This window comes from Henriciella marina, from assembly GCF_027213945.1.
Taxonomy (GTDB): Bacteria; Pseudomonadota; Alphaproteobacteria; order Caulobacterales; family Hyphomonadaceae; genus Henriciella; species Henriciella marina_A.
Window position 1 is genome coordinate 42,592 of sequence record NZ_JAPWGW010000005.1, and the last position, 25,193, is coordinate 67,784.

Below are 25,193 nucleotides of genomic sequence, written 5' to 3' on the forward strand. Positions count from 1 at the left end.
CCTGGGTTTCGCCTGCGCAGCAGGCTTTCTCGCGGGATGAAACCCGCGCCGCTTCAGAAGACTTAACGAAAGGACAGAAAGCAGGGTTCCGCGCCTTGTTGGACGCGGTCCCTGCTTCTCAATCATATTTCCGTCGCTAGAGACCAAGCTGGCGTGAGGCGAGGTCGCGCATGATCTCTTCAGAGCCGCCGCCAATCGCCATGACACGAACCTCGCGGTAGATGCGCTCCACCCGGTGCCCCCGGATAAAGCCAGCGCCGCCAAGGATCTGCATCGCTTCTCGCGCGCAGAACTCCATTGTCTCGGTCGCCTGCACCTTCAGCATGGCAAGCTCTGCGATCGGTTGTTCGCCGTTCTGGACCCGCCAGGTCAGCTGATCGAGCATGGCCGTCGTCGCCCAGACCTTCTGGCACATGGCCGCGATCTTGTGGCGGATGACCTGGTGATCGGCGAGGCGCTTGCCGAATGTCTGGCGCTGCTGGGCCCAGGCGGCGGCGTCCTCGATACAGACACGGGCACAGGCGGCGGCCTGCGCGGCCATGCCAAGACGTTCGCCATTGAAGTTCGCCATGATGCTGACAAAGCCGCGGTCGACTTCGCCGATCAGGTTTTCAGGCGGCACGAAGACATCGTCAAAGTGGATGGTGGCCGTGTCCGATGCCCACCAGCCCATCTTGGGCAGGGCGGTGCGCGAGACACCTTCGGCTTCGAGATCGATCAGCATGAGCGAGATGCCGCCCATGCCTTCGCCGCCTGTGCGAACGGCGGTCGTCAGCCATTTCGAGGTGCACCCGCCCGTGATGTAGGTCTTCGACCCGTTCACCACCCAGCCATTGCCGGAGCGTTTGGCGTTGGTCTTCAGCTGCGCGACATCTGATCCGCCGCCTGGTTCTGTGATGCCGAGGCTGATCTGCTTCTTGCCTGAAAGGACCTGCGGCGCGATTTCGCGCTTCATATCCTCGCTGCCGCCCACCATGACCGGAGGCAGGCCGATACCGTGGATCATCAGCGCAGAAGAGACACCGCCCGCGGCCATGCGGGCCAGTTCCTCAGACGTGACCGTTCCATGGAAGCGGTCAAAGTCGGTGCCCGCGCCGCCATATTCTTCGGGATATCCCATACCGATGAGGCCGGCTTCCGCCGCTTTCGGATAGATGTCGCGGGGGATTTCTCCGGCCGCCTCCCATTCCTCGATGTGAGGGACCAGTTCCTTGTCGACGAAGGCGCGAACGGACTTGCGCCAGATCGAATGGGTCTCGTCCATCCAGGGGGCTGGGGGACGAAGACTGTCGAAGGTGATTTCTTGTGCTTTTGCCATGCGCGCGATGGTGTCGAGACACGCAGCGAAATCAATTCGTGACGCCGGGGCAGGTTTTGGCAGAAAGTGAAGACACTGTAACACCCCGCTGCCTTTACCGCGCCGTATTGTGTGTCTTAGATGTCACTGTGCGATATCATACCTCCCCCGAGATGCTGAGCGGCCGTCCGGAGCCGCTTTTCAACAGGCTGCCGCCCGTCGTCCTGATGCTGACGGCTGCGATCACGATCGCATCGTCTGTTCAGCTTCTGTCGCAGTCGCAGCTTTTCCTTGATCGCTGGGTCGCCGCCTGGATGTTCGATGCAGGTGCGATTGCGGGTGGTCCCGAGTTTGACGGCGTTTACCGCCCTCTCGGCGATCTTGCGCCGCTCATCCTGCACGTCTTCCTGCATGGCGGAATCTTCCACCTTGCGATGAACATGATGGCGCTGGTCGCTTTTGGTCCGCCGGTCGCGATTGCGCTCGGCATCGACCGCAAGGGGGCCTTTGCCTTCCTGCTTTTCTTTGCTGGCGCCGCCATCTCCGGTGCACTCTTTCAGATCGGCTGGAGTGAGTTCACAGGACAGTCGGAACTGGCCATTGGCGCGTCGTCCGCCCTTTCGGGTTTCCTGCCGGCGGTCGGCTGGCTGCGTGGCGGCCTGAAAGGCGCCGTCCGCATCTCCATTCCCTGGATCATCATCAACCTGGTCATCGCCGTGGTCGGTGAGTTCATGGCCTCGATTATCGGGATCAGACTTGCCTGGGCAGCTCATATCGGCGGGGTTGCAGGCGGGTTCGTATTGTTCCCACTCATGCTGGCTGTGTTCAACACGCGCCTCTGGCGGCTGGTGAAGCGTCTCTAGTCTCTAGGGCTCACGGCGCAGCGCCGGGGCGGCGATCCCGATGGCTGCGCTCTTCCTCACGCGTTCACGCATGAAGCGGTAAAGCTCTGCCGGGCGCCCGCCAGTGCCGGCCTTCATCTCCCCCGTGCCACAAACCAGCCCTGTGCGATCCAGCGCGCGGCGGAAATTCTGCTTGTGTAGTGAAAGGCCGAGGATGCCTTCGCAGGCGGTTTGCAGGTCTGACAGGGTGAAGCGGTCCGGCATGAGTTCGAAGACGACTGGCCGGTAGCGGATCTTGCCGCGCAGGCGTTCCATGGCGGTCGCCAGGATGCGGCGGTGGTCTGACGCCATCGGTTCGCCAAGGCGAACATCAGGCAGCGGCAGGTCGGCATCGCGGGCACATTCGATCACGAGACCAGCTTCGTAGAGCAACTCATAGCGCTCAAGCACGCGGTCTTCGCTCCAGTCCTGCCCATTCAGGCCAAAGGCGAGATCGATGCGGGTGCGCCGCGTATCGGAACCTGCGGCCCAGGTCGCAAGGCGCGGCGCGATCTCCCGATCGATAAGGTCTGGGCGGCCGGTGCGGTGGTCTTCCCAGGGGAAATGGCTGTACCAGCCGCGCCATTGCGCTTCGAGCCGGTCGGGCAGGCGCTGTTGATCGGGTGTCAGTGCGAGGTAGCCCACGGAGACGACGCGGGCATCTGCAGGGGCATCGGCCAGCGTCGCCTCTGGTGTTTCGCGGTCGCGGTCCCCGAAGGTGTAAAGCTGCTCGACATAGCCAAGATCGAAGCCCGTCTGTTCACGGACCCAGCCGCGGAGGGCGATCTCGAAGGTGCGGTGGCCGCCCGGGTCGAACGTACCGAAGGGCAGGCCGCCAAGTCCGCCATCGCGGCGGGTAACGAGGACGCGCGGCGTGTCGCCGTCGCAGGCGACGATTACGACGGAAAGACCGATGATCAGCGGGATCGCCATCAGGCTGCGCGCTCCATCTCATCCAGCAGGGTCTCATGGCGGGCGACGAAAGCGGCCTGCGCCTTTGTCGGTGCACATGGCTGCAAGGTCAGCGCAATGCCTTCCGGTGGGGTGCCGAAGAATTTGTCTGCCTCATCGGTCGAGAAGCCAGCAAGCTGCGTCGCCTCGAACCAGGCGCAGATATGGTCAGCACGCTTAATCAGTTTTTTCAGCTTGGCAGGCAAGCGGGCTGGCAAGCCAAAGCGCACATGGATGGCCTCTGTCAGACGGTTCTCAATGTCCTTGTAGCCATCGCCAAGCACTGTCTTGAAGGGCGAGATCATGTCCCCGATCACATATTCGGCGGCGTCATGGTGCAGCGCCATCAGACGGTCAGCGGCGGGCAGCGCAGGCTCCAGCTGACCGCAGATCTGTTCGACGATAACGCTGTGTTCGGCGACGGAAAAAGCATGGTCACCCAGCGTCTGGCCGTTCCAGCGCGCAACCCTTGCGAGGCCATGCGCAATGTCATCGACTTCGATGTCGACAGGGGAGGGATCAAGCAGGTCAAGCCGCCGGCCCGACAGCATGCGTTGCCAGACTCGCTCTGGAGCTTTTCTTGGTTTCGTTGAAGGGCGGGAGCTCATGAGGTCTATGTATACATCTGCCTGAAGGGGTAAAGAAAACGCCTCATTTCGCTTACGAACTGCCCCGTTCTTGCCGCGAACTGGTGAGACCTCGTTAAGGCCTCTCCGGCATAAACACACTCAAAGACAACGGCAAAGCCGAGGCGGAGTGATTATGGTGGATATGGTGATGCATGCGGCGGAGAACGCGCTCGCACCGTGGTGGGTACTGGCTGGGGCGGCACTGATCATAACGGTCGAGGCCGCCCGCAGCTGCAAGTCCATTCTCTGGAGTGACCTCGGCGACGACGAGGACTAGGTGTTGACCGGCTCGCGGTTAAACTTGCCAGCCTGATAGTCGACGATCGCCCGCCTGATTTCAGCTTCGGTATTCATGACGAACGGTCCGTGTGCGACGACAGGGGCCCCGATCGGGTCTGCATGACCGTAAAGAAGGTAGCCGCCATCTGGCGCACTCACTTCAATCGCGTCGCCATCGTCAGTTAACTCAACCAGTTCGAACTTTTCCGCATTTTCTTGCCCGAGCGAGACTGCGCCTCTCACAACATAGAAAAAGACGTTCCGGCCCTTTGGCGCGGGCAGGGTGATCTTCGCTCCAGACGGCAGGTCCACCATCGACATCATTACGCCGGTCAGCGAATCGACCGGGCCGCTCTTGCCATCGAATTCACCTGAGACAAGGTGCAGTGTCGCGCCGCCATCTGCTTCAATCGACGGAATGTCCTGTGACTGAAGGCCTGTATAGCGCGGCGTCGTCATCTTCAGCTCTGGAGGCAGATTCACCCAGAGCTGCAGGATTTCCATGTCTCCGCCGTCGCGCTTGAATTCCGGCGGCGACAGCTCTGCGTGGATGAGGCCGGAGCCTGCGGTCATCCACTGCACCCCGCCAGCATGGATCACGCTTTCATGTCCGCCCGTGTCCATGTGGGCGAGGCTCCCCTTCAGGATGAAGGTGACCGTTTCAAAGCCGCGATGCGGGTGCGGGCCAAAAGGCAGGCCGTTATTGCCAGCCTTGTAGAGCTGCGGCCCGTGATGGTTGAGGAACAGGAAGGGGTCGACCTGGTCCAGCCCCCGGTTCGGTACCGGGCGGCGGGTTATCAGGTCGGAAATATCGTCTCTGTAGGCGGCGTGTTTCGCCTTGATCGTGCGTGCAGTCATAGCCCGCATGTAGGGCGGTCAGGCGACCTTTTCCACAAAGACTGTGCCTGCCGAATAGCCCGCGCCGAAAGAGCAGATGAGGCCCTTTTCCCCGGATTTGAAGTCGGCCGAATGCTTATGGAAAGCGATGATTGAGCCGGCCGAGGATGTGTTTGCATATTCGTCGAGCACGGTCGGGCTTTCATCCTCACTGGCCTCATGTCCGAGTACCTTGGTCGAGATGAGCCTGTTCATGTTCGCATTGGCCTGGTGCAGCCAGAGCCGCTTCAGCTCGTCCGACTTAAGGTCGAGGCGCGTGAGTTCTGACAGGATCATTTCAGAAACCATCGGCACCACTTCCTTGAAGACCTTGCGGCCTTCCTGAATGAACAGCTTGTCTGCCTGGCCTTCGCCGGACGGGTCGGCCCGGTTCAGGAAGCCGAAATTGTTGCGGATATTGCTGGAGAATTTGGTCTTCAGCTGGGTGCCGAGAATTTTCCAGTGCTGCTTCGGCGCAATATCATCTGCCTCGACCAGAACAGCCGTTGCGACATCGCCAAATATGAAATGGCTGTCGCGGTCGGTCCAGTTGAGGTGCCCGGACGTGATCTCCGGATTGACCATGAGAACTGATTTCGCGTTGCCAGAACGGACAAAGTCCGCCGCAGTCTGGATGCCGAAGGTGGCCGATGAGCAGGCCACATTCATGTCGAAGGAAAAGCCCTCGATCCCCAGAGCTTCCTGCACTTCAATCGCCATGGCCGGATAGGCGCGCTGCATGTTGGAGGCAGCGCAGATCACGGCGTCTACGTCTTTCGGGTCACGGCCAGCGGTCTCAAGCGCCTGCCTGGCCGCTTTCACCGCGATCTCAGCGAGAATCGAGATCTCCTCGTTCGGACGTTCCGGAATGATCGGACGCATCACAGCCGGGTCCACAACGCCGGACTTGTCGACGACATAGCGCGACTTGATGCCCGATGCCTTCTCGATGAATTCGACATTCGAATGGGTCTTGGCTTCCAGCGTGCCTGCTTCAATCTCGGCCTTGTTTGCCTCATTCCAACGGTCGGCCCAGGCATTGAAGCTTTCGACCAGTTCGGCATTGGTAACAGTGTGCGGCGGCGTCCAGAGACCGGTCGCGGAGATAACAGGTGTCATAGAAAAGCCCTCCTTGCGCACGCCTCTCGGTGCGTCAGACTTCGGTTACAAATGAAATTAGACAGGCTTGAAGGCTGCGTCGACCTTTAAGGTGCGCTGGCGTCTTCGCGGTCCTTGTCTTCGCGCTCGCGGCGACGCTCCTCTCGCCAATCGTCTTCGGCCTGTTCGGCGCGGTCGAGACAGTCCAGACGCTCGCGCGCATCGACGATTTCATCGCAGGCGCCGCTATTGTTGAGGTACGGGCCGTTGAAGCTTTCGCAGCCCGTCAGCAACAACAGACCTACGAAGGCCGCGCCAATCTTTGTTTTCATGAGTGTAGCTCCTGTATCTCGCCGTGACGCGGGCAGCGCGTCTCATGGTCATTGACCATACCTACGGCCTGCATGAAGGCATAGACGATAACAGGCCCGCAGAACTTGAATCCGCGCGCCTTCAGCGCCTTGGCGATTTCCTCTGAAAGCGGCGTTTTAGCGGGCACTTCTGTGATGTCGCGCAGCTGATTCACGATAGGTGTGCCGCCCGTAAAGCTCCACAGCCATTTGGAAAAGTCCTCGCCTTTTTCCTGCATATCAAGGAAGGCGCGGGCATTGCCGATCGTCGCCTTGATCTTGGTCGGGCTGCGGATAATGCCCGGATTGGTCAGGGCTTTTTCGATCCGCTCCTGGTCCCACATGGCAATCTGTTCGGGAATGAAGCTGTCGAACTCTTCGCGGATGGCGTCGCGCTTTCGAAGGATGGTGACCCAGGACAGCCCGGCCTGCATGCCATCGAGCTGCAACTTCTCCCAGAGGGCGCGCGGGTCATACTCGGGCACGCCCCATTCATGGTCGTGATAGGCGCGGTAAAGCTCATCTTCGGCTGGGGCCCAGCGGCAGGGCAGGGTCTCATCGGGTGAGAGATTCATGCCCATGCTGCGCGTCTCCTAGTCGGTCTCGTTCTCGGCGAGAACGGCGGCGAGTTCGTCCTTGAGCCAGTCCGGACCGAGGATACTAACCGGATTTCCCTCAACGGTCAGTGTATCGCCAGCCTTTGCGAGACGGTCAACGCGAACCGTGGCGAGCGCTTTGCCAGTGATCGCGCTGCTGATCTCACCCACGGGCGTCTCACCCTCAAGACTTTGACCTTTCTGGAGATTTTCGCCCTCCACGATGATGGTGCGCTTGCGCAGCTTGCCGCGCCTGTGCATGCGGGAGACGACTTCCTGCCCGACAAAGCAGCCTTTTTTGAGGTCCACGCCGCCCTGGCGGTCCATGTTGATTTCCCATGGGAAGACTTCGCCGCCCTGAAAGTCGCGGCCCCATTCGGCGACGCCTGCCGGAATGCGGATCGCGTCCCAGTCCTCGTCGCTGATGAGCGGCGCTGAGCCATCTTCGACAAAAGATCGTTTCGGAAGCTCTGGCGAGCGGGGGTCGGCTGTGCCTTCATCGCCAATGGCGACGGCCTGTTTGCCATCGACATTGATGTCGACCTTGGCGCGCAGGCGGAACATCTGCAGGCGTTTGGAGAGGTCGCCGACTGCGTGGGTCGCGACATCGAGCAGCGCGCCCGCCTCTGTGCGGTGGGCGATGAAATCGGCGATGACCTTGCCCTGCGGCGTCAGCAGCGCGCCATAGCGCGCCTCACCCGTCGCCCAGTCATGGGTGTTGTTCGTGACGAGGCGTTCGAGCAGGGCGATCGTGTCGGGACCGTCCAGAACGAGCACGGATCTGTCGGAAAGAATCTTTGTGTCCATGCCCGCAGATTTAGGGTTTCCGACCGTATCCGCCAGCCCCGTCCCCGCATTTGCACGGTGCAGTGACGGTGTACTGGCGGTGCATGGGCGGTGTTTTCTAGCCGCGCTGGCGGTAGCGACCCGGAATAGCTGCGATAATGGCGGCCGCGAGCGCCGATTTGATCACCGCGCCAACGAGGAATGGCGCGACGCCTGCGAGGAAGGCCGTCTCTACGCCAACCAGCGTCGCGAGCCATGCCCAGCCTGCGAGAAGGATGAGGGCGTGCAGGCCAAGAAAGCTTGCAAAGCGGCTGATATGACCGCGCGCGATCGTGCGCGCGGCGACACCTGCAAGATAACCGGCAACCGGGAAGGCGAGGAGGAAACCGGCCGTGGGGCCGGTAAAGGCAAGCAGCCCGGCCTTGCCACCAGAGAGCACGGGCAGGCCAAACGCGGCGAGCGCCAGCCAGGATACGATCATCGCCAGACCCAAGCGCGGCCCAGCCAGCGCGCCAACCAGAAGCACGGCCAGCGTCTGCATCGTGACAGGCACCGGCACCATGGGCACGGCGACATAGGAAGATGCTGTCAGGACACCTACCCCGGCGAGGAGGAGGGCGATCTGGCGGGTGGGGGCGAGGCGGTCTGTCATCGATGTGGTCTGCATGGGGGAGGCACGCTCATTGTTGTCTATGTTTTGGTTGGGCCGGGTGTGCGCCGGTGCGGCGGCGGGGTCAAGGCGGCCCCGGGACTTGCAAGCGGGGGCAGGGCAGCAAAGAGTGGGATCTCGACCTGCTGGCGATTCGCTTTGGAGCAGGTGAGCCTGAGAGAGCCCATGCCTTCGACGCCGAGAACCGTCCTCCTACCGCTCGCGCTGGTGCTCCTTGCGTCTGGCTGTCAGGGCTACAAGACGCGCGGGGCTTGCGACAATGACGTCGACCGGCTGCAGGGGGCGATCCGCGACACGACGATCTACCTCGACGCGCTCCGCCCGGAGCTGCGCGCGGGCTTTGCAGAACTGCATGACTGTGACCGGATCAGCGAAGACTGCGACGCTGAGACTTGGCTGTTGCGCGCCCAGAACATGCAGCGGGCGCACCAGGATGTGCGCACCCGCTTTGCCCGCTCGGTAGAGCTCTGGTCGCCGGATGCCTGCGTCCCGCACCTGCAGAACTACACCCTCAACCCGCCAGATCCGGCCACGTGGCGCGGCTATTTCTTCACCCTTGATGAGACGGGCGACCAGATCGACGAACTGGTCGACCGGTTCGGGCGCCGGGCGGGGTAGGAAGAGCTGGGCTCTCGGGCCGCGCTCCCTTCTCCCGAATGCGGGAGAAGGGCCGGGGATGAGGGCTGAGACCTCTGTGGCTGTGGTGACGATCGAATAAGTCTTCGACATTGGCGCCCTCACCCCTGACCCCTCTCCCGCGTCCGGGAGAGGGGAAGGTTTCGCGATCGGGGGTGCGTAGGCTCGTCCTTCGACTTCGCTCAGGATGAGCCTTTTGGGGCGTAGGTGGAGCCGCTCTTAGTGAGCGGCGTGTAAGGGCAGGCGCCCAGCCTGAACCCGGCCTCGTGACTCAAGCGGCCAAGAGGCGCATAACGCCCTCATGACCGAGACCTATGATCTGATCCTGAAAAACGGCACCGTTGTCTCTCCTGGTGGGGAGGACCATGTCGATGTGGCTGTACGCGGCGGCAAGATTGTCGCCATTGGCAAGTTTGACAGCGCGCAGGCTGGCGAGACCTATGACGCCACCGGCCTGCACGTCCTGCCTGGTGTAATTGACAGCCAGGTGCACTTCCGTGAGCCGGGCCTTGAATACAAGGCAGACCTTGAGACCGAAGCGCGCTCTGCGGCGCTTGGCGGGGTAACGGCGGTGTTCGAAATGCCGAACACGAACCCGTCGACGACCAGCCCGGAGATGCTGACCGACAAGCTGAACCGGGCGAAGGGCCGCATGGATGTCGACCATGCTTTCTATGCGGGCGCGACGCATGAGAATACCGGTCTCCTCGGCGAGATGGAGCGCATGCAGGGCTGCTGCGGGGTCAAGGTTTTCATGGGCTCATCGACTGGCGACCTGCTGGTGCATGATGATGAAGGCGTCGAGGCGGTGCTACGCGCAATCAAGCGCCGGGCGGCCTTCCACTCCGAGGATGAGTACAGGCTTGCAGACCGGCAGAAGCTTGCCGTGCAGGGCGACTGGCAGAGCCATATTGTGGTGCGCGATGTCGAGGCGGCTGTGAGCTCCACCCGGCGGCTGCTGCGCCTCGCCCGCAAGACGGGCAAGCGCATCCATGTGCTGCATATCTCCACGGCTGAAGAGATGGAGCTGCTTCGCGATGCCAAGGATGTGGCGTCGGTCGAAGTACTTCCGAACCATCTGACGCTGGCAGCGCCTGAATGTTATGAGCGCCTCAAGGGGTTCGCCCAGCAGAACCCACCCATCCGCGAACAGCGCCATCAGGATGCGCTGTGGCGTGCGCTGAATGCAGGCATCGTCGACGTGGTCGCGACCGATCACGCCCCGCATGCGCGTGAAGAGAAGCTGCGGCCTTATCCCGCCTCGCCGTCGGGGACACCGGGGGTGCAGACCTTCGTGCCGATCATGCTGACCCATGTGAACAATGGGAAGCTGACGCTGCGCCGCTTTGTCGAGCTGACCTCGGCTGGCCCGCAGCGCGTCTTCGGCATCGCGAACAAGGGCCGCATCGCTGAAGGCTATGACGCCGACTTCACCGTCGTGGACCTGAAGCGCAAGGAAACGATCACGGAAGAGTGGACCAAGGCCAAATGCGGCTGGACGCCCTATGATGGCTTCGAGGCCACTGGCTGGCCCGTCGCGACGATAATCCGCGGCCAGTTCGTCATGCGCGACGGCGAGATCACCCAGAAGGGCGGCGGCAAACCGGTGAAGTTCAACGAAACGCTGGAGCCGGCAGAGAATTGAGAGCTGTTAAGCGGCACTGGTCAGGAAGGGTAGCTCGGATCATCGTCGCCACCGTTGTTGGAGCGGCTACTACCACGCCAGCTTGGTCAGAGGTTTGCTATTACAAGATTGAAAGCCTCGACTATGACCGACTTCACGATCTGTTTCCCGACGCCAAAGTCATTGAGGATCCCAATTTCCGCAGCATTGGCGACGTCGAGGTTAACGCCACGTGGGCCTTGATGGGCGTGCTAGGTGACCTAGCCGAAGAAGTCCCCCCCGGGCTTTACTTTGGGTCGGCATTTGGCAACGGCATCTGGTACAGGAAAGGCCCTTGCGGCTTGCAGTCGGTTGAGGAATTAGCCGCATTATATGGTGCGCCTTACACTTCTGGATTGTCATACAGTTTTGAGACGATCGACCGCGAACATTTTGAACGCGCCGCCGGGCCGAACCGTGTGCACTGCCGTGTCTGCTATGATGCTGCGCCAGAGCGTCGATGATGATCCCGACGGAACTGATCGAGGGCCTGAAAGCCCGATACGCCGAACCGCAACGCCACTATCACACATGGGACCATATCGAGGCGCTGAAGCGCCATTTCGACAGCCTTGATGGTCACTGGCACCGGCCTGAGCCCGTGCTCTGGGCGCTTTACTGGCATGATGCGATCTATGATCCGACGCGGCCCGACAATGAGGAGCTGAGTGCGCAGCTGCTCGAAGAAGAAGGGGCCGCCCATCTTGGCGCCGACGACCTCGCCTTTGCGACTGAGATCATCCGGGCGACGGCAAAGCATGAAGTGCCCGAAGGTCTCAGCGATGACAACCGCGCAGACCTCTCGCTTTTCCTGGATATTGACCTCTCCATTCTAGGCGCGCCAGAACCGGTCTTCGATCAGTATGAAGTGAATGTCCGAATGGAATACGCCTTCGTGCCGGAAGAGGATTTCCGGACAGGACGCGCGAAAGTGCTGAAGAGCTTTGCTGACCGCCCGGCCATCTATTTCACCGGCGAGGGCCAGAGCCGCTGGGACGCGCAGGCCCGCCGGAACCTTGCCCGGTCTCTTGCGCAGCGGAACGCTTAAGATCGTTTCGCCGGTTTGTTTCGCGCCGGGGTGACCTGCCTCAATTCTCGCGCTAGCATCCACTTGATGACTTCGAGTCCGCCTTGATGGACGAGTCGTCGATATGGGTGGGACCAGACATGAAAATCATTGGTACTGGCCTCGGCCGGACTGGGACGATGTCGCTTAAGCTGGCGCTTGAGCAGCTTGGCTTTGGGCCATGCTACCACATGGAGGCGGTGTTCAACGACCTGGAGAAACGTGTGCCGCAGTGGAATGACGCGCTGGCAGGACAGCCTGACTGGGAGAAAACATTCGAAGGGTTCGATAGCGGCGTAGACTGGCCGATCGCCGGTTTTTACGAGGAGTTGTACGCCGCCTATCCCGACGCGAAATTCATCCTTTCGACCCGTAGCCCGGATAGCTGGGCGGCAAGTTTCGGGGCGACGATCGCAAAACTTCTTGAAGAGCGCGGCATGGCGGCGGAGCCGATGAAGCCATGGCTGGAGATGGCCTATGGGGTGATCGCAAGAAGCGGCTTCCCCGACGGCCTGTCAGACGACGAACGCATGGCCCGGTTCACGGCGCATAATGAGGCCGTCAAGCAGACGATCCCCGCCGGGCAGTTGCTTGTCTTCGAAGTTAAGCAGGGGTGGGAACCGCTCTGTCGCTTTCTTGGCGCCGATGTACCGCAAGGCCCATTCCCGAGGACGAATGATCGGGCCGAGTTCTGGGATCTCGTCTCCGGCGGACAATAAGGGTGGGGCCGGCCTATGACGCTTGAACAGCTCTATTTCCTTGCTGGAATCGTCTCTTCGGTTGCTGTGATCGCCTCGCTTGTTTTTGTCGGATTCCAGCTGAGGCATTCGGCGAACCAGCAACGTATCGCGACAGCCGTCAGCTATTACGATTTCTTCCGGGATCATATGAAAACCCTGGAGGAAGCCAGTCTCGTGGACCTGTTTCTGCTTGGTCTGGAGAGGGGGCCGGAGACCTTCGAGCCGGCTGAGCGGACAAAGCTCAACGTCTTCTACACCATGCTGACGCGCGGCTATCAGGTCATGCACTACCAGGCGCGCAAAAAGGTTTTCGAGGAGGATTTCTGGCACCATACGCAGAACCATTTTCGCGACCACCTGGCATCGAAGTATTATCAGGGATTCTGGAAGGCGCGGCGCCATCATTTCCCGCCAGGCTTCCGTAAACTGGTTGACGAATTGATCGAGGCCGGGCCGACCGCCCCGCTGCTGGAGATGGCGTCATGACGCTCGAACAGGCCGCTCTCATTGCACAGATTGCCGGCGTCGTTGTCGTCGCCGCAACGCTTATTTATCTTGCCATACAGGTGCATCAGGGCGCGCGTCAGATGCGGTCCGAGGCGCGACAGGCGCAGCTCACCTATGACCAGACCGGCGTCTACAAATTCGTCGACTTCCCTGAGCTCGGACGCATCTTTTCTCAAGCCGAGACGCCAAGCTTCGAGCAGAAGACGCGGCTCTTCTTCTGGATGATCGGTCAGATGCGGGCGCGCGAATATGAGTGGCTGCAATATCAGAATGGTGCGATCACGAAGGAGTCCTGGGAGACTTATCGAGGTGTGATCTTCTTCGTTCTTGGCACTGTCCGCGGCCGTGCGCTGTGGGATATCTGCCGGACCTATTTCAATCCGGGCTTCGTCGATGTCGTCGATGCCATGGTGAAAGACGCACCGGAAGTCGACCTATGGGACCGGCTCGAGGCAGTGGAGTGACGGTCCGATGATTCTCCGCCGCCTCGCCATGTCCATCCGCAAGCAGGACTGGTTCACGGTCCTCATCGAGACGTTGATCGTGGTGCTTGGCGTCTTTCTCGGTATTCAGGTCGCAAACTGGAACGACGCGCGGATCGAACGGTCCATGGAACGACAGTATCTGGTTCGGCTGCATGACGACATGCAGCGAAGCGCTGTGGCCATCCGGAATTCGAACACGTTTCTGGCAGGTCAGGTCGAAAATGAAGGTGTGCTGCTCTCCAGCCTTAAGTCATGTGAAATTGCCGAAGCAGACCGGTCAGCCGTGGTGGCTGCGCTTGGTTCGCTGGGGAAGTACAATTTTGCTGTCGTTGATCGAGACCTCGTCGACCAGTTGCGGGCGTCCGGCCAATTCGACGTGATCTCAAACCGCAAGGTCCGTGAGGCCATTAATTTGATGTCCCAGGAATCCGATGGCCAGCTTCGCGTCGAGCCGCAATGGCTCGAGCACGCCACACCCTGGACCAATTACGCCCGCCGCTTCTATTATTTCGACAGCCCGGAAGAGGTCGATTCCGGGCGCTGGGAAAGCTGGGAGAATCTGCAGTTCGACGTCGGCACGGCCTGCCAGGATTTCGAGTTCAAGGCGGCGGTCGGTAATACGCGTGAAGCGACGCGCAATCTCTATCACTGGAATGGGGCTGTTCTCGCCCGCGTGGTGCAGGCCGAAAGGGCACTCGCCGAAGAGTTGGTTACGCGCGGATGGGACGACACGCGATGATCCTCCGCCGCCTCGCCACCTCCATCCGCAAGCAGGACTGGTTCACCGTCCTCATCGAGACGCTGATCGTTGTGCTTGGTGTGTTTCTCGGTATCCAGCTTGGCAACTGGAATGGCGCGCGGGCAGACCGGGAGCTGGGTGACCAATACGAAGTTCGTCTGGTCGCCGACCTTGAACAGGACCTGGCCGATAATCTGATCCTGCGCGCCTATTATGATCAGGTGCTCGCCAGTGTCGTGGAGGCCGATCGGCTGTTGGCCAGCCCCGATGCAAACTCGAAGGACCTCGTTGCCGCCGCTTACCGGGCGAGCGAGTTCAGCAACAACCCGACCGACCGGGCAACGTGGGATCAGATCGTCTCTTCCGGGCACCTCGGCCTGCTGCCAAGCCAGGAGGTGGCGGATGGGTTGTCCGAGTATTACAAGTTCCAGGATCTGAACGACGAGACCAATAGCCTGCTGCAGGGTACGCCTTACAGGTTTGCAGTCCGGGCACTCATTCCGCTGCCCCTACAGCTGGCGATCAGGGAAGGGTGTAGTGACACGGTAGGCGAAGCCGGCGCCATTACCGGCTTTGTGGCGGTGTGTCGTATAGATGTGGATGAGGCCCTGCTCGAGGCAGCGGCGCTGGAGCTGAAATCTTCGCCGTCAATTCGGGAAGCATTGCGCCACCAATATTCGATGGTTGCCACCGTGCGTAATAATATTGACGGAAATATCGCCAACCTCGAGGTCGTCATTGACGGGCTTCGCAATGATGGGGCCGCGCCATGATCCTACGCCGCCTCGCCACCTCCATCCGCAAGCAGGACTGGTTCACCGTTGTCATCGAGACGCTGATCGTCGTTCTTGGTGTGTTCCTCGGTATCCAGCTTGGCAACTGGAATGAGGACCAGGCGAGTCATGAGCGCGCGGCAGTGTTCAGTGAGCGGCTGACCGTCGATCTTCGCTATGAGGCCTGGGCCTATGAGTATCTGCTGGAGTACAACAAGGATGTCCGGCGCAGTGCACGAGCCGCGCTCGATTCGCTGACTGGCGCGGCGCCACTGCCGGACGATCAGTTGCTGATCAATGTCTACCGGGCGACGCAGTACAAATATAATGATCGTGGCCGGGCGACCTATGATGAGTTGATCTCGACGGGGGATATCGGCTTGATCGAGGATGAGACGCTGCGCACGACAGCTATCAGCCTGTTCACCACAGACCTGCTCGATGTCATTGCTCAAGAGGGGCGGACCGCACCGGTGAGGACGATTTTTCGCCGCCGGGTGCCAGCGGGCGTACAGGCGGAAGTGTTGCGACAGTGCGGCGACCGCTTCGTCACCAGCGGCGACTATGACGCGATTGTCGGCTCGCTCGCCTATCCGTGTTCGCTGGATCTGCCGCAGGACGAGATCGCGCGCGCTGCCGGCCTGCTGCGCGCTGACCCGGATCTCATCGAGGCGCTGCAGATTCGCTTCGCAGATGTCGAAACGGCGATCACCGATCTCGAAACGGTCAATGCGCCGATGGTGGCCAAGCTCCGCAGTATTGCCGGTCGGGGAACATAAATTGGGGACGCCCGCAAACTTCCTGCCTGACATTTTCAGCAAGCGGGTTAGGGTTTGCCACAAACGCAAATCATACGCCGGAAACCGGGAGAAATTTCATGGCCTTCAGACCTTCATTGCTGCTGTCAGCAGCGCTGATCACTGCTGTACCTGCTGCGTTCGCGCAGGAGCGTACCGATTTCGAGCAGCAGGCGCGGGAAATCTATCGCAATGTCGTCGAAGTGCGCTCGGCGCGCGGGCATGAGAATGTGCCAGAGATTGTCGATTATGTAGTGGGTGAGCTGAAAGCGGCAGGCTTCACGGACGAGGACATTGAAGTCACCGATTACGACAATGATGGCGAGGCGACGCAGGGACTGGTCGTCTGGTACCGTTCGCCCGATCCGCAGGACAAGCCGATCGCGCTACTGGCGCACATGGATGTCGTTGATGCGCTGGCTGAAGACTGGGTGCGTGAGCCGTACAAGCTGATCGAGGAAGAAGGCTATTTCTTTGGCCGCGGCACAGCCGACAACAAGTATGGCGTGACGAGCCTCGTCGCGACATTCATCCGTCTCAAGGAAGAAGGCTTCGAGCCGACGCGCGACCTTGTCATGGTGCTGTCCGGCGATGAAGAAACCGGCATGGTGTCTACACGGGCGCAGGCCAACTGGGTGGCAGAAGAAGTCGATCCGGCTTTCGTGCTTAACGCTGATGCAGGCGGCCTTGGGCTCGACGATAATGGTGAGCCGCTCGACTATGGCATTCAGGGCGCAGAGAAGACCTATGCGACCTTTGAGCTGACGGTCACCAATCCGGGCGGTCATTCGTCTGCGCCGCGCGCTGACAATGCGATTTATGAGCTTGCCGATGCGCTGAAGAAGATCGAGGCGTACAAATTTCCGGTCCGGTACAATGACCTGACGCTCGCCTCAATTGAGGCTGCGGGCCGCAAGCGGCTTGATCGTCTCGGCAATGCCCAGCGTGCCTTTGCCGCCGACCCAACTGACGAAGACGCGATCGAAACTCTGCGCGCCAATCCGGCGACGGTCGGCCAGATAGGCACGACCTGTATCGCCACCATGCTGCGCGCCGGCCATGCAGAGAACGCCCTGCCGCAATCGGCAACGGCAACGGTGAACTGCCGCATCTTCCCGGGCGTCGGCATCGAGGCGACCGAAGCCACGCTCAAGGACGTGGTTGGCAATGAAGACGTGCAGTTCGAACTGATCTCCGACCTCGTCGAAAGCCCGGAGTCCGGGATGCGCGAGGATGTGCTGGCAGCGGTTGAGACAGCGCTGGAAGCGCGCGGCGTCACCGATGTCGACATCATCCCGCACATGTCGGCGGGCGGCACGGACGGGATGCATTATCGCAATCTTGGCTATGACACGTATGGCGTGGGCGGGGCGGCAGCCAAGCAGAATGACACGTTCGCGCATGGCCTGAACGAGCGTCTTCTCGTCTCCAGCTTCTATGATGGCCTCGACCATTTTTACGTGATTCTGAAAGAGCTGGCTGGCCCGGACGAAGGGTGAGCCAGGCTCGCCTGCCGACCCTGTAGATTTTCTTGCCTGTCCCGCTAAGGTTAAGCCTTGGGGGGACAGGTGCCATGATCTTGCGACGGCTTTCGCGCTATGTTGCCGAGCAGAACTGGATTGCTGTCGCAATCGAATTCGTTCTCATCGTGCTGGGTATCTATCTCGGCCTGTGGCTGGGCAATCTGAACGAGGACCGCCAGGACCGGGAACTCTATAGCGAAGCATTCGGGCGGGTTGTCATTGAGCTTGAGAACAATCTCGCAGGCATTGAGGCAGATCAGGAGGCGATCCGCGAGCGGCTGCCGGTCGTTCAGCAGGCACTGGAAGATCTGCGGGCCTGCCGCACGGGTCCGGAGGCAGAGGCCAACGTCCAGGCGGCGCTCGCTCCGATCCAGTGGGAAATTGAGTTCATCCTCGACACCCATGCGCTCGATCAGCTGATCGCGAACGAAGCGTTCCTGCCCTATCAGGATGCCGCCACGCGAGAGACTCTGATGGAGGTGATCAGCCATATCGATCAGATGCAGCGCTATTCCATCGAGATAAACGACGAGCTGGAGAGCGATCCTTTGAGCACGCTCCATATCGCCGAGCCGGGAGAGCTCAGCTACGCCAGCCCTGATGATTTAATTGCCGCTTTTGAGCGTGGCGAGGTCGAGGGAGGATCGATGTGGCGCGATACGAAGCTGATCGCACCGCTGGAGGTGGCATGCCGCGAGAATGCCTTCCTTATGGAGTTCTATTCGTGGGAAGTTTCAGCCTATTGGCATACGGTCGCAGCCCATAGCCTCGCCGACACGATCCGGGTCGGGCTCGAAACGCTACAGGGCGAGAACGCCGGCACGAGAGTGTTAGGCCGCGCTTGAGACTCTGGTGCCGGCTTCGTTTCTAGTTGCTGCGTCCGCGATATTCGCCAGGCATGGAAAGGTCCCGGTTGGTGTCCATGACATCGGGGCGCGGCAGCGTGATCGCCGTGCCCGAAGGCTGGGCAGTTTCTGACGACCGGAATGGCTGAACCCGCGACGCGCTGCTGGAGCTTGTCGGGGCCGGGCATGAGCCATTCGACCTGTACTGGAGCGCCGCAGCGATGAGCGGATCACCCGTGGTGCCGAGCGGGGCCACGAGGTCATCGGCAACCTGACAGCCCGGCGCGCGCACGCCGAACTGGAAGTTGGCATTCTGCGGCACGAAACCGTCTGCATAGTCGCCAAAGCCCTTCTCGTTCACGCCCTGGAACTGAATCGTGTAATAGGTCCGGCCGCAATTGTCGGTCGGATAGAAGCCGAACGGCTTGCCACAGGTGATGTCACCAATCAGGACCACTTCGACATCAATGCCGCGAAGGCCATTGATCACCGCTTCACTGGCCGAGCAGGTGCGCGCTGTGGAGAGGATGTAGACCCGGTTCAGATTAAGCGCAGGCAGGTTCTGGCCATTGTTTACCGAGAAGCCCTGTCCGGTGGAGTAGAACGGGATCGGGTCATTTACCCGGCCCGTAACCGGGTTCAGATTACCCGCGCGGTCATTGAAGCGTAGCTGTTCGAAGGTCCGGTTGGCCGTGCGGGACTGACCCGCGATCATGTAGGAAACCTGGCTCGCCACAGCGAGAAGGCCGCCGCCATTATAGCGAAGATCGAGGATAAGATCGCTGACGCTAGCATTGCTCATTTCTTGCATGGCGCTGACGATCTGCTCTTCCGAAGAGAACGGGCTGAACGTCGTGAAGTGAATATAGCCAACCTGGCCGCTGCCTGTGTTGAAGACGGTGGTCTCGTTGACAGGCTGTCTCGTAATGCTCCCAGCGGCGACGCTTACGGTGCGTTCGGTCCCGTCCGGGTCGCGCAGGCGAAACTCATGCGTCTCGCCCGCCGTGGTCGGGAAGAGGCCATTGTTCAGCGTATCGATACCGCTCTGCGTGTTGACGTTGATGAAGTCGACGCCGTCAATCTCAAGGATACGTGACCCACGCTCGAAGTTTGGTTGTCCGTTGACGGTCTGTGCAGCCGGTGAACCTGGCTCTGTATAGGTGACACGGAAGTCGCGCGGCGGGGTCGTCGATATGGCCCGGAAGTTCACGCCATAGCCGGGCGTGGGCGCCGAATTGCGTGAGGCGAGATAGTCCGCCGTCGGCTCACTGAAGTGAAAGTCATCCTTCGGCGTGCCGGATGGCAGGACTTCGCTTGTCTTCAGAAGGTCGAAATACGCTACCCTGTCATTGTAATTGTAGGGATTGAGATCGGGCACTTCGTTTCGCCAGAGATAGGTCTCATCCGTCCATGAGCGAAGCCAGAACAGTTCTTCGACCAGCAGGCCTGCCTCATCGGGAAACGGATTGCCCTCAATATCGACCCCAGAACGCGGATTGGCGCACTGGTTCTTGAACTGGCTGGCGGCCGGGTAGACGCCTGCCTGATAGGACGGGCCCGAAGGTGGGGGCGGCGGCGGAGGCGGAGGTGGTGGTGGCGGAGGGCTCGGAGCCGCAGCGCTTCCGCCACCGCCACCTCCACCCCCGCCACAGGCCGAAACGAGGCCGAGCGCAGCAGATGCGAGCAGGATTTTGAAAAGGTGGCTGGAAGAAGCTGGGCGCATGGGACGGGTCCTGTCGCGGCTGTTGAACTATAAGCTGCAGGCATGCTGGCACGCATTGCCGAGAAGGAACAGACCTCATCGAGCCGGAAGCTGACACTTCTTGGAACGCAGGGTTTAGAAAGGGCGCTCTTCTTCAGGCCCGGTCAGTCATGGCGTGAAGGCGCTCAGCATCCTGAAACTTGATAGTGCCATAGCCGATCGAGATGACACCGCGTTCAGTCAGCGCTTTCAAGGTCTGATTGACGGTCACCTTGGACAGTCCAAGCATCTTGGATACGTCCGCCTGCGTGCAGTTCAACAGCCGCTCTTCCTGCATTAGCCGGTCGACCAGAGACAGGAAGTTGATGATGCGCTGGCGCGCTGGCAGCCTGCGTGCATCGTCATAAAGTTCGAGCAGAAGTGCGAGCCGGGCCGTCGTAACGTGGTGAAAGGCGCGTAGATATTCGGGATCGCTCGAGAATAGTCCGCGAAGGTCGTCCGCTGAGACCTCATTGACGATAGTGCGTCCTTCGGCAACCGCAGCAAGGCGTCTCAGCGTCTTTTCGCCGTTGGCGTTCGGGAAGGCGCTGAACTCGCCGAAGTGATGACCGGGCCCGAGCCGGGCGAGCGTGTGGAAGCCTTCGTCGCGGAGATACTTGCCGAAAAGCAAGGTGCCGCTTTCGATCCAGCCCATCGTGTTAGCGACATCACTTGGCTGGTGCAGGGTTTCCCCGTCACGATAGGTCTTCTGGCGGGAGAGACTCTTGAGCTCCACACGCTGCGGTTCGGCCAGAACGTCGAAGAAGGCAGGCAATCCAAAGTCGAACATGGTCTTTCATGCCTCCCGGTCAGGTTGGTGAATCAGTAAGCTTCACAATCCAGAGGTATAAGGAACTCTTTCAATGTTTAAAGAGTGAAACGTTGATGCGTCTGCTCACAACTCCGTGTGCGGCGCAAAAAGATGGTTGGTCGGGCCCACCGCGCCGCTCTTTCTATTGATCTGGTGACGGGCGCATGTGACACCCCAGAGCAATGAGCGATCGGACGGGTTTAAATCGCCAGCTTTTCTGGCTTTACCAGGGCACGGGCAGGGCCTCCTTCTGGTTTCGCTGGGCATTGCTGGCGTTTGATTTCGCGACGATTGCCTACTTTCTATGGGCGCCGTTCGACTCGCGTGAGCGCGGCTATCATCTGATCGACTATCTGATTGGCGGGGTGATCCTGCTTGACCTCGTCGCCCGCTTCTACATTGCCGCTCCGCGCCATCGCTTCTTCCTGAAATGGATAAACTGGGCGGATATCGTTGTCGTGGTGACGATGTTTGCGCCGCTGCTTATCTCGAATTTCGCCTTCTTGCGCATCCTGCGCGCGGTCAGGGCGATCCGCGCCTTCACTTTCATCCGGCGAGTGAAGGTGCTCACGCCCTTCTTTCAGCGTCATGAGCGCATCATCGACAAGGTGACGAACCTCGTTGTGTTCGTCTTTGTGATGTCGGCGATCACCTACGCCACCCAGGTCGGCCGGAATGAGGACATCACGACCTATACGGACGCGGTGTATTTCACCGTGACCGTTCTTACCACGACCGGGTTCGGCGATATCATCATGACCGATGAGTTCGGGCGGTGGCTCGCCATATTTACCATGGTGCTGGGCCTGTCGCTCTTTTTCCAATTGTTGCGCGCCATTGTCGAACCGGAAAACAGGGTCGATTGTGAGTGTGAGACGTGCGGGTTGATGCGCCATGACCGCGATGCAGTCCATTGCAAGCATTGCGGCGCCCCAATGAAGATCAAGACTGAAGGCCTTTCATGACCTCCGATATTCCATTCCGCGATATTCCCTACCTGCCACAGAAGCTGGAGGTTGAGCGGCGTAGCGATGGCTCGATCATCCTGCGCAACGGTCAGCCGAAGCGGCCTCACCCGCCGCACATGCTCGCGCCTCTGGTCTATTGGGCGAGTGCGCGGCCAGATCAGGTCTTCCTTGCGCAGCGCGATCCCGACGACCCCTCAAAGCCGGGCTGGAAGACGGTCACCTATGCTGAAGCACTGTATCAGGTGCGCGCGCTGGCGCAGGGCTTCATTGATGCCGGGGCCGGGCCGGACAAGCCGCTGATGATCCTGTCGCGCAATGCGATTGAGCATGCGCTCGTCATGTATGCCGCCATGTGGGCAGGCAGCCCCGTCGTGCCGGTGACGCCCGCCTATGCGACGTTGAGCGAGGACTTTGCGCGTCTGAAACACGTCGACAAGCTGACAGAACCTGCCTTTGTCTATGTCGAGGACGGCATCCAGTTCCAGCGCGGCTTGAAAGGCATGGGCGTTAATGAGCGGCTGGTCATCTACCGCAAGAGCGCGCCTGACGTGCACAACGCCGTCTCGCTGTTCGACTTTGCAAAGAAGCCGACCAGCCAGGTGGACCTTGCCTATGACCGCCTGTCGGAAGACGCGGTTGCCAAATACATGCTGACGTCCGGGTCCACCGGAGAGCCAAAGGCGGTCATCAACACGCATGGCAATATCGCCTCCATGGTGAAGATGATCCGCTCCGTCTGGGATGTGGAGAAGCTGGAAGAGATGGCCGACGGGCCGCAGGTCATGGTGAGCTTCCTGCCGTGGAGCCATACTTATGGGGCCAACTCCATCCTTCATTCGATGCTCGACTGGGGCGGCACGCTCTATATCGACTGGGGCGCGCCGACGCCTGCGCGCCTGCCAGAGATGCTGCGCAATCTGAAGGAAATCGCGCCCACACAGCACACGACCGTGCCTGCCGCCTGGGCTGCGATCGCGACCGAGCTGGAGCAGGACCGCGCGCTGGCAGAGACCTTCTTCTCGCGCATCATGGTGATGGCCTATGGCGGCGCGAGCATGGGCCAGGATATCTATGAGCGCATTCAGAAAGTCGCCATAGAGGTGACGGGTGAGCGGATCAGCTTGTCGGCAGGCTATGGCGCCACCGAAACCTCTCCGACCATTTCAAACGTCCATTGGCCGAGCGACACGATGGGCCTGCTTGGCCTGCCGCTGCCGGGTGTCGAGATGAAGATGGTGCCTGCGGGCGAGAAGATGGAGCTGCGCGTGCGCGGGCAGGGCATTACGCAAGGCTATCTGAAGAATCCCGAAAAGACCGCAGAAGCGTTTGACGAGGAAGGATTCTACAAGCTGGGCGATGCGGTGAAGTTCAAGGATCCGGACAACCCCGAAGAGGGCCTCGCCTTTGACGGGCGGCTGGCAGAGGAGTTCAAGCTCGCCAATGGTACCTGGGTGTCAGCAGGCACGGTGCGCGTCAAAGTGGTCGAGGCGGTCGATGGCGCGCTGTCGGATGTCGTGGTCTGCGGCCTCAATCAGGATGACATCGCGCTGATCGGCTTCCTCAATGAGGCCTGGTGCCGCCGCAAGACGGGGCGCAATGTTGGCCTCGATGAGCTGGCGCAGGACGATCAGGTCCGTGCCGCGGTGCGGGAAGGCATTGAGCGTTACAACAAGGCAAATCCGAATGCAGCCAAGCGCATTGCGCGTATCCTGCTGCAACGGGACCAACCCAAGGCCGACGCAGGCGAGATCACCGAAAAGGGCTATATCAATCAGGGGCGTGTTCAGACGCTTCGGACGCGTGAGGTCGAGCGACTATACAAAGCGCCTTATGACGACGAAGTGATCCTCGTCGACTAGAAGTTCAGACAGTATCAAACGGCGGCGCTGAGCGCGGCCCGGTAAAGAAATTATCAGGAGGACGCCATGGCGGAACAGAAACTGACAGGCGCAGACGCATTGGTCTCAACGCTGGCCGAGAACGGGTTGGATGCCTGTTTCGCGAATCCCGGCACGTCGGAGATGCACCTTGTCACCGCGCTCGACCGTGAGACGCGGATCAAGTCGGTGCTCTGCCTGTTCGAAGGCGTGGCGACGGGCGCAGCCGATGGCTATGCGCGCATCGCGGGCAAGCCGGCCATGACGCTGCTGCACCTTGGCGCGGGCTACCTCAATGGCGGGGCGAACATCCATAATGCCAAGCGCGCGCACACGCCGATGATCAATGTGATCGGCGACCATGCCGTCGATCACCGCAAATATGATGCGCCGCTGAACTCTGACATTATGGGCCTTGCGGGTCCCAATTCGGTCTGGATCAAGTCAGCCGACAATGTGAAGGCGACCGGCAAGCTGGCCGCAGAAGCCTTCGCGGCAAGCTTTGGGCCTGTGTCCGGCCCGGTCTCGCTGATCCTGCCGGCGGATTCGGCCTGGGAAGAAGGCGGCGAAACAGGCGGCAAGGCGCAGCTACCTCAGATGCGCCAGACATCGGCGGAGCTTATAGCCAAGGCCAAGGAAGCCATTGGCGAAGCGAAAGCGCCCGTCATCCTGATCAACGGGACCGCGCTGACCGAGCAGGGGCTCGCCGCAGCAGCGCGCCTGAAGGCGGCAGGTGTGCGCGTCATCACCGACACCTTCTACTGGAAGATGCGCCGGGGCGCTGGCGTCTTCGCGCCTGACCGTATGCAGTATTTCGCTGAAGGCGCGATGTCAGACCTTGAGGGCGCGGACCTCATGCTGGTCGCGGGCACCAGCCTGCCGGCCGCTTTCTTTGCCTATCCGGGCAAGCCGAGTTTGCTTGTGCCGGGAGGCTGCGAGACGCTGGATCTTGGCGGTGCTGATACGGACAGCGCGAAGACACTGCTGGCGCTCGCCGACGCGATGGGCGCGGCCGACATTGCCGACCCGATGCCGCTTCGCAAACCAGACGCGCCGAAGGGTGAGCTTAACGCAGCAGCTGTCGGTGCAAGTGTGGCGCGTCATATGCCAGAGAATGCCATCGTGTCTGATGATGGCGTGTCCAACTCGCTGCCCGTTTTCCTGTCGACAATGACGGCGGAGCCGCATGACTGGATGATGCTGACGGGCGGCGCGATCGGGCAGGGCCTGCCACTGGCGCTGGGCGCCGCTGTTGCCGCGCCGGACCGCAAGGTCATCGCGCTGACGGGCGACGGTGCTGGCATGTACACCAATCAGGCGCTGTGGAGCATGGTGCGCGAGGGCGCGGACGTGACCACGATTGTCTTCGTCAACCACACCTACCGCATCCTGAATATCGAGCTGCACCGCACGGGCGCAGGCAATCCTGGGCCGACAGCCAAGGATATGCTCGCCATTGGTGAGCCGGATATCGACTGGGTCAGCCTTGCTGAGTCCATGGGCGTCGAGGCGACAGCGGTCACGACGGCTGAGGATTTCGACGAGGCCTTTGAGAAGGCAATGAAGTCCAGCGGACCGAAGCTGATCGCGGCTATCGTGCCGGGCTGAT

Annotated in this window: 28 protein-coding genes; 17 read left to right on the top strand and 11 right to left on the bottom strand. The window is 60.8% G+C overall.

All coding sequences use genetic code 11. From position 1 onward, the window contains the following. Positions 1 to 136: 136 nt before the first annotated feature. Positions 137 to 1,318 (bottom strand): acyl-CoA dehydrogenase family protein, encoded by a 1,182-nt coding sequence (locus tag O4G74_RS14400; protein ID WP_269403260.1) that lies wholly within the window; start codon positions 1,316 to 1,318, stop codon positions 137 to 139. Between the two features lie 128 nt (positions 1,319 to 1,446). Here O4G74_RS14400 and O4G74_RS14405 point away from each other — a divergent pair, with 128 nt between their 5' ends. Next, positions 1,447 to 2,160: a rhomboid family intramembrane serine protease gene (locus O4G74_RS14405; protein ID WP_269403261.1), complete on the top strand. Its 714-nt coding sequence runs from the start codon at positions 1,447 to 1,449 to the stop codon at positions 2,158 to 2,160. A 3-nt stretch (positions 2,161 to 2,163) separates the two neighbouring features. Here O4G74_RS14405 and O4G74_RS14410 read toward each other — a convergent pair whose 3' ends face one another. Together O4G74_RS14410 and O4G74_RS14415 are read right to left on the bottom strand one after the other, a co-directional pair. Then, positions 2,164 to 3,111, bottom strand: coding sequence for an NUDIX hydrolase (locus O4G74_RS14410; RefSeq protein ID WP_269403262.1), 948 nt, complete (start codon positions 3,109 to 3,111; stop codon positions 2,164 to 2,166). After that, the gene (locus O4G74_RS14415; protein ID WP_269403263.1) at positions 3,111 to 3,737 is read right to left on the bottom strand and encodes an HD family hydrolase; all 627 of its coding nucleotides are present in this window, start codon (positions 3,735 to 3,737) and stop codon (positions 3,111 to 3,113) included. Before O4G74_RS14415 ends, O4G74_RS14410 begins: the two co-directional genes overlap by 1 nt. Positions 3,738 to 3,891: 154 nt before the next feature. Here O4G74_RS14415 and O4G74_RS14420 point away from each other — a divergent pair, with 154 nt between their 5' ends. Further along, a complete protein-coding gene (locus O4G74_RS14420) occupies positions 3,892 to 4,035 on the top strand; it encodes a hypothetical protein (RefSeq protein WP_269403264.1) in 144 nt (47 codons plus the stop codon). Here the strand turns inward: O4G74_RS14420 and O4G74_RS14425 are convergent. From O4G74_RS14425 to O4G74_RS14450, 6 genes are all read right to left on the bottom strand, one after another. Beyond that, complete coding sequence (locus O4G74_RS14425; protein WP_269403265.1) at positions 4,032 to 4,895, bottom strand: pirin family protein; 864 nt, start codon at positions 4,893 to 4,895, stop codon at positions 4,032 to 4,034. The two genes, O4G74_RS14420 and O4G74_RS14425, sit on opposite strands and share 4 nt — an antisense overlap. Before the next feature lie 18 nt (positions 4,896 to 4,913). Beyond that, positions 4,914 to 6,032: a beta-ketoacyl-ACP synthase III gene (locus O4G74_RS14430; RefSeq protein WP_269403266.1), complete on the bottom strand. Its 1,119-nt coding sequence runs from the start codon at positions 6,030 to 6,032 to the stop codon at positions 4,914 to 4,916. An 86-nt stretch (positions 6,033 to 6,118) separates the two neighbouring features. Next, on the bottom strand, positions 6,119 to 6,343 hold the full coding sequence (locus tag O4G74_RS14435; RefSeq protein WP_269403267.1) for a hypothetical protein: 225 nt from the start codon (positions 6,341 to 6,343) through the stop codon (positions 6,119 to 6,121). Continuing rightward, a complete protein-coding gene (locus O4G74_RS14440) occupies positions 6,340 to 6,942 on the bottom strand; it encodes a DNA-3-methyladenine glycosylase I (protein WP_269403268.1) in 603 nt (200 codons plus the stop codon). Before O4G74_RS14440 ends, O4G74_RS14435 begins: the two co-directional genes overlap by 4 nt. Positions 6,943 to 6,954: 12 nt before the next feature. After that, complete coding sequence (locus O4G74_RS14445; RefSeq protein WP_269403269.1) at positions 6,955 to 7,764, bottom strand: YgfZ/GcvT domain-containing protein; 810 nt, start codon at positions 7,762 to 7,764, stop codon at positions 6,955 to 6,957. A 97-nt stretch (positions 7,765 to 7,861) separates the two neighbouring features. After that, positions 7,862 to 8,410 (bottom strand): biotin transporter BioY, encoded by a 549-nt coding sequence (locus tag O4G74_RS14450; RefSeq protein WP_269403270.1) that lies wholly within the window; start codon positions 8,408 to 8,410, stop codon positions 7,862 to 7,864. A gap of 168 nt (positions 8,411 to 8,578) precedes the next feature. Between O4G74_RS14450 and O4G74_RS14455 the strand changes: the two genes are divergently transcribed. The 12 genes from O4G74_RS14455 to O4G74_RS14510 all read left to right on the top strand — a co-directional run bounded on the left by O4G74_RS14455 (position 8,579) and on the right by O4G74_RS14510 (position 18,187). Then, positions 8,579 to 9,031 (top strand): hypothetical protein, encoded by a 453-nt coding sequence (locus O4G74_RS14455; RefSeq protein WP_269403271.1) that lies wholly within the window; start codon positions 8,579 to 8,581, stop codon positions 9,029 to 9,031. Positions 9,032 to 9,350: 319 nt separating this feature from the next. After that, positions 9,351 to 10,694 (top strand): dihydroorotase, encoded by a 1,344-nt coding sequence (locus O4G74_RS14460; protein ID WP_269403272.1) that lies wholly within the window; start codon positions 9,351 to 9,353, stop codon positions 10,692 to 10,694. Beyond that, positions 10,691 to 11,176: a hypothetical protein gene (locus tag O4G74_RS14465; RefSeq protein WP_269403273.1), complete on the top strand. Its 486-nt coding sequence runs from the start codon at positions 10,691 to 10,693 to the stop codon at positions 11,174 to 11,176. The genes O4G74_RS14460 and O4G74_RS14465 overlap by 4 nt, the downstream gene beginning before the upstream one ends. Continuing rightward, positions 11,173 to 11,760 carry a hypothetical protein gene (locus O4G74_RS14470; protein ID WP_269403274.1) on the top strand — a complete coding sequence of 196 codons (588 nt, stop codon included), beginning with the start codon at positions 11,173 to 11,175 and terminating at the stop codon, positions 11,758 to 11,760. The genes O4G74_RS14465 and O4G74_RS14470 overlap by 4 nt, the downstream gene beginning before the upstream one ends. A 119-nt stretch (positions 11,761 to 11,879) precedes the next feature. Then, positions 11,880 to 12,497 carry a sulfotransferase family protein gene (locus O4G74_RS14475; RefSeq protein WP_269403275.1) on the top strand — a complete coding sequence of 206 codons (618 nt, stop codon included), beginning with the start codon at positions 11,880 to 11,882 and terminating at the stop codon, positions 12,495 to 12,497. Positions 12,498 to 12,512: 15 nt separating this feature from the next. Further along, positions 12,513 to 13,004, top strand: coding sequence for a hypothetical protein (locus O4G74_RS14480; protein WP_269403276.1), 492 nt, complete (start codon positions 12,513 to 12,515; stop codon positions 13,002 to 13,004). Continuing rightward, positions 13,001 to 13,489, top strand: a complete 489-nt coding sequence (locus O4G74_RS14485; protein WP_269403277.1) for a hypothetical protein — start codon at positions 13,001 to 13,003, stop codon at positions 13,487 to 13,489. The genes O4G74_RS14480 and O4G74_RS14485 overlap by 4 nt, the downstream gene beginning before the upstream one ends. Positions 13,490 to 13,496: 7 nt before the next feature. Beyond that, positions 13,497 to 14,249, top strand: a complete 753-nt coding sequence (locus O4G74_RS14490; protein WP_269403278.1) for a hypothetical protein — start codon at positions 13,497 to 13,499, stop codon at positions 14,247 to 14,249. Further along, a complete protein-coding gene (locus tag O4G74_RS14495) occupies positions 14,246 to 15,022 on the top strand; it encodes a hypothetical protein (protein ID WP_269403279.1) in 777 nt (258 codons plus the stop codon). Before O4G74_RS14490 ends, O4G74_RS14495 begins: the two co-directional genes overlap by 4 nt. Then, the gene (locus O4G74_RS14500) at positions 15,019 to 15,801 is read left to right on the top strand and encodes a DUF6090 family protein (protein WP_269403280.1); all 783 of its coding nucleotides are present in this window, start codon (positions 15,019 to 15,021) and stop codon (positions 15,799 to 15,801) included. The genes O4G74_RS14495 and O4G74_RS14500 overlap by 4 nt, the downstream gene beginning before the upstream one ends. Positions 15,802 to 15,899: 98 nt before the next feature. Further along, positions 15,900 to 17,318 carry a M20/M25/M40 family metallo-hydrolase gene (locus O4G74_RS14505; protein ID WP_269403281.1) on the top strand — a complete coding sequence of 473 codons (1,419 nt, stop codon included), beginning with the start codon at positions 15,900 to 15,902 and terminating at the stop codon, positions 17,316 to 17,318. 74 nt (positions 17,319 to 17,392) lie between these two features. Continuing rightward, positions 17,393 to 18,187 (top strand): hypothetical protein, encoded by a 795-nt coding sequence (locus tag O4G74_RS14510; RefSeq protein ID WP_269403282.1) that lies wholly within the window; start codon positions 17,393 to 17,395, stop codon positions 18,185 to 18,187. Between the two features lie 22 nt (positions 18,188 to 18,209). Here the strand turns inward: O4G74_RS14510 and O4G74_RS14515 are convergent, their stop codons facing one another. Both O4G74_RS14515 and O4G74_RS14520 read right to left on the bottom strand, forming a co-directional pair. Further along, positions 18,210 to 19,910, bottom strand: a complete 1,701-nt coding sequence (locus O4G74_RS14515; protein WP_269403283.1) for a S41 family peptidase — start codon at positions 19,908 to 19,910, stop codon at positions 18,210 to 18,212. 133 nt (positions 19,911 to 20,043) lie between these two features. Next, the gene (locus O4G74_RS14520; RefSeq protein WP_269403284.1) at positions 20,044 to 20,718 is read right to left on the bottom strand and encodes a Crp/Fnr family transcriptional regulator; all 675 of its coding nucleotides are present in this window, start codon (positions 20,716 to 20,718) and stop codon (positions 20,044 to 20,046) included. Positions 20,719 to 20,921: 203 nt separating this feature from the next. On the opposite strand from O4G74_RS14520, the gene O4G74_RS14525 reads away from it, so the two are divergent. The 3 genes from O4G74_RS14525 to O4G74_RS14535 all read left to right on the top strand — a co-directional run bounded on the left by O4G74_RS14525 (position 20,922) and on the right by O4G74_RS14535 (position 25,192). Further along, positions 20,922 to 21,704 carry a potassium channel family protein gene (locus O4G74_RS14525; protein WP_269403285.1) on the top strand — a complete coding sequence of 261 codons (783 nt, stop codon included), beginning with the start codon at positions 20,922 to 20,924 and terminating at the stop codon, positions 21,702 to 21,704. Further along, on the top strand, positions 21,701 to 23,566 hold the full coding sequence (locus O4G74_RS14530) for a feruloyl-CoA synthase (RefSeq protein WP_269403286.1): 1,866 nt from the start codon (positions 21,701 to 21,703) through the stop codon (positions 23,564 to 23,566). Before O4G74_RS14525 ends, O4G74_RS14530 begins: the two co-directional genes overlap by 4 nt. Before the next feature lie 66 nt (positions 23,567 to 23,632). After that, positions 23,633 to 25,192, top strand: a complete 1,560-nt coding sequence (locus O4G74_RS14535) for an acetolactate synthase large subunit (protein WP_269403287.1) — start codon at positions 23,633 to 23,635, stop codon at positions 25,190 to 25,192. The last annotated feature ends 1 nt before the right edge of the window (position 25,193 follow it).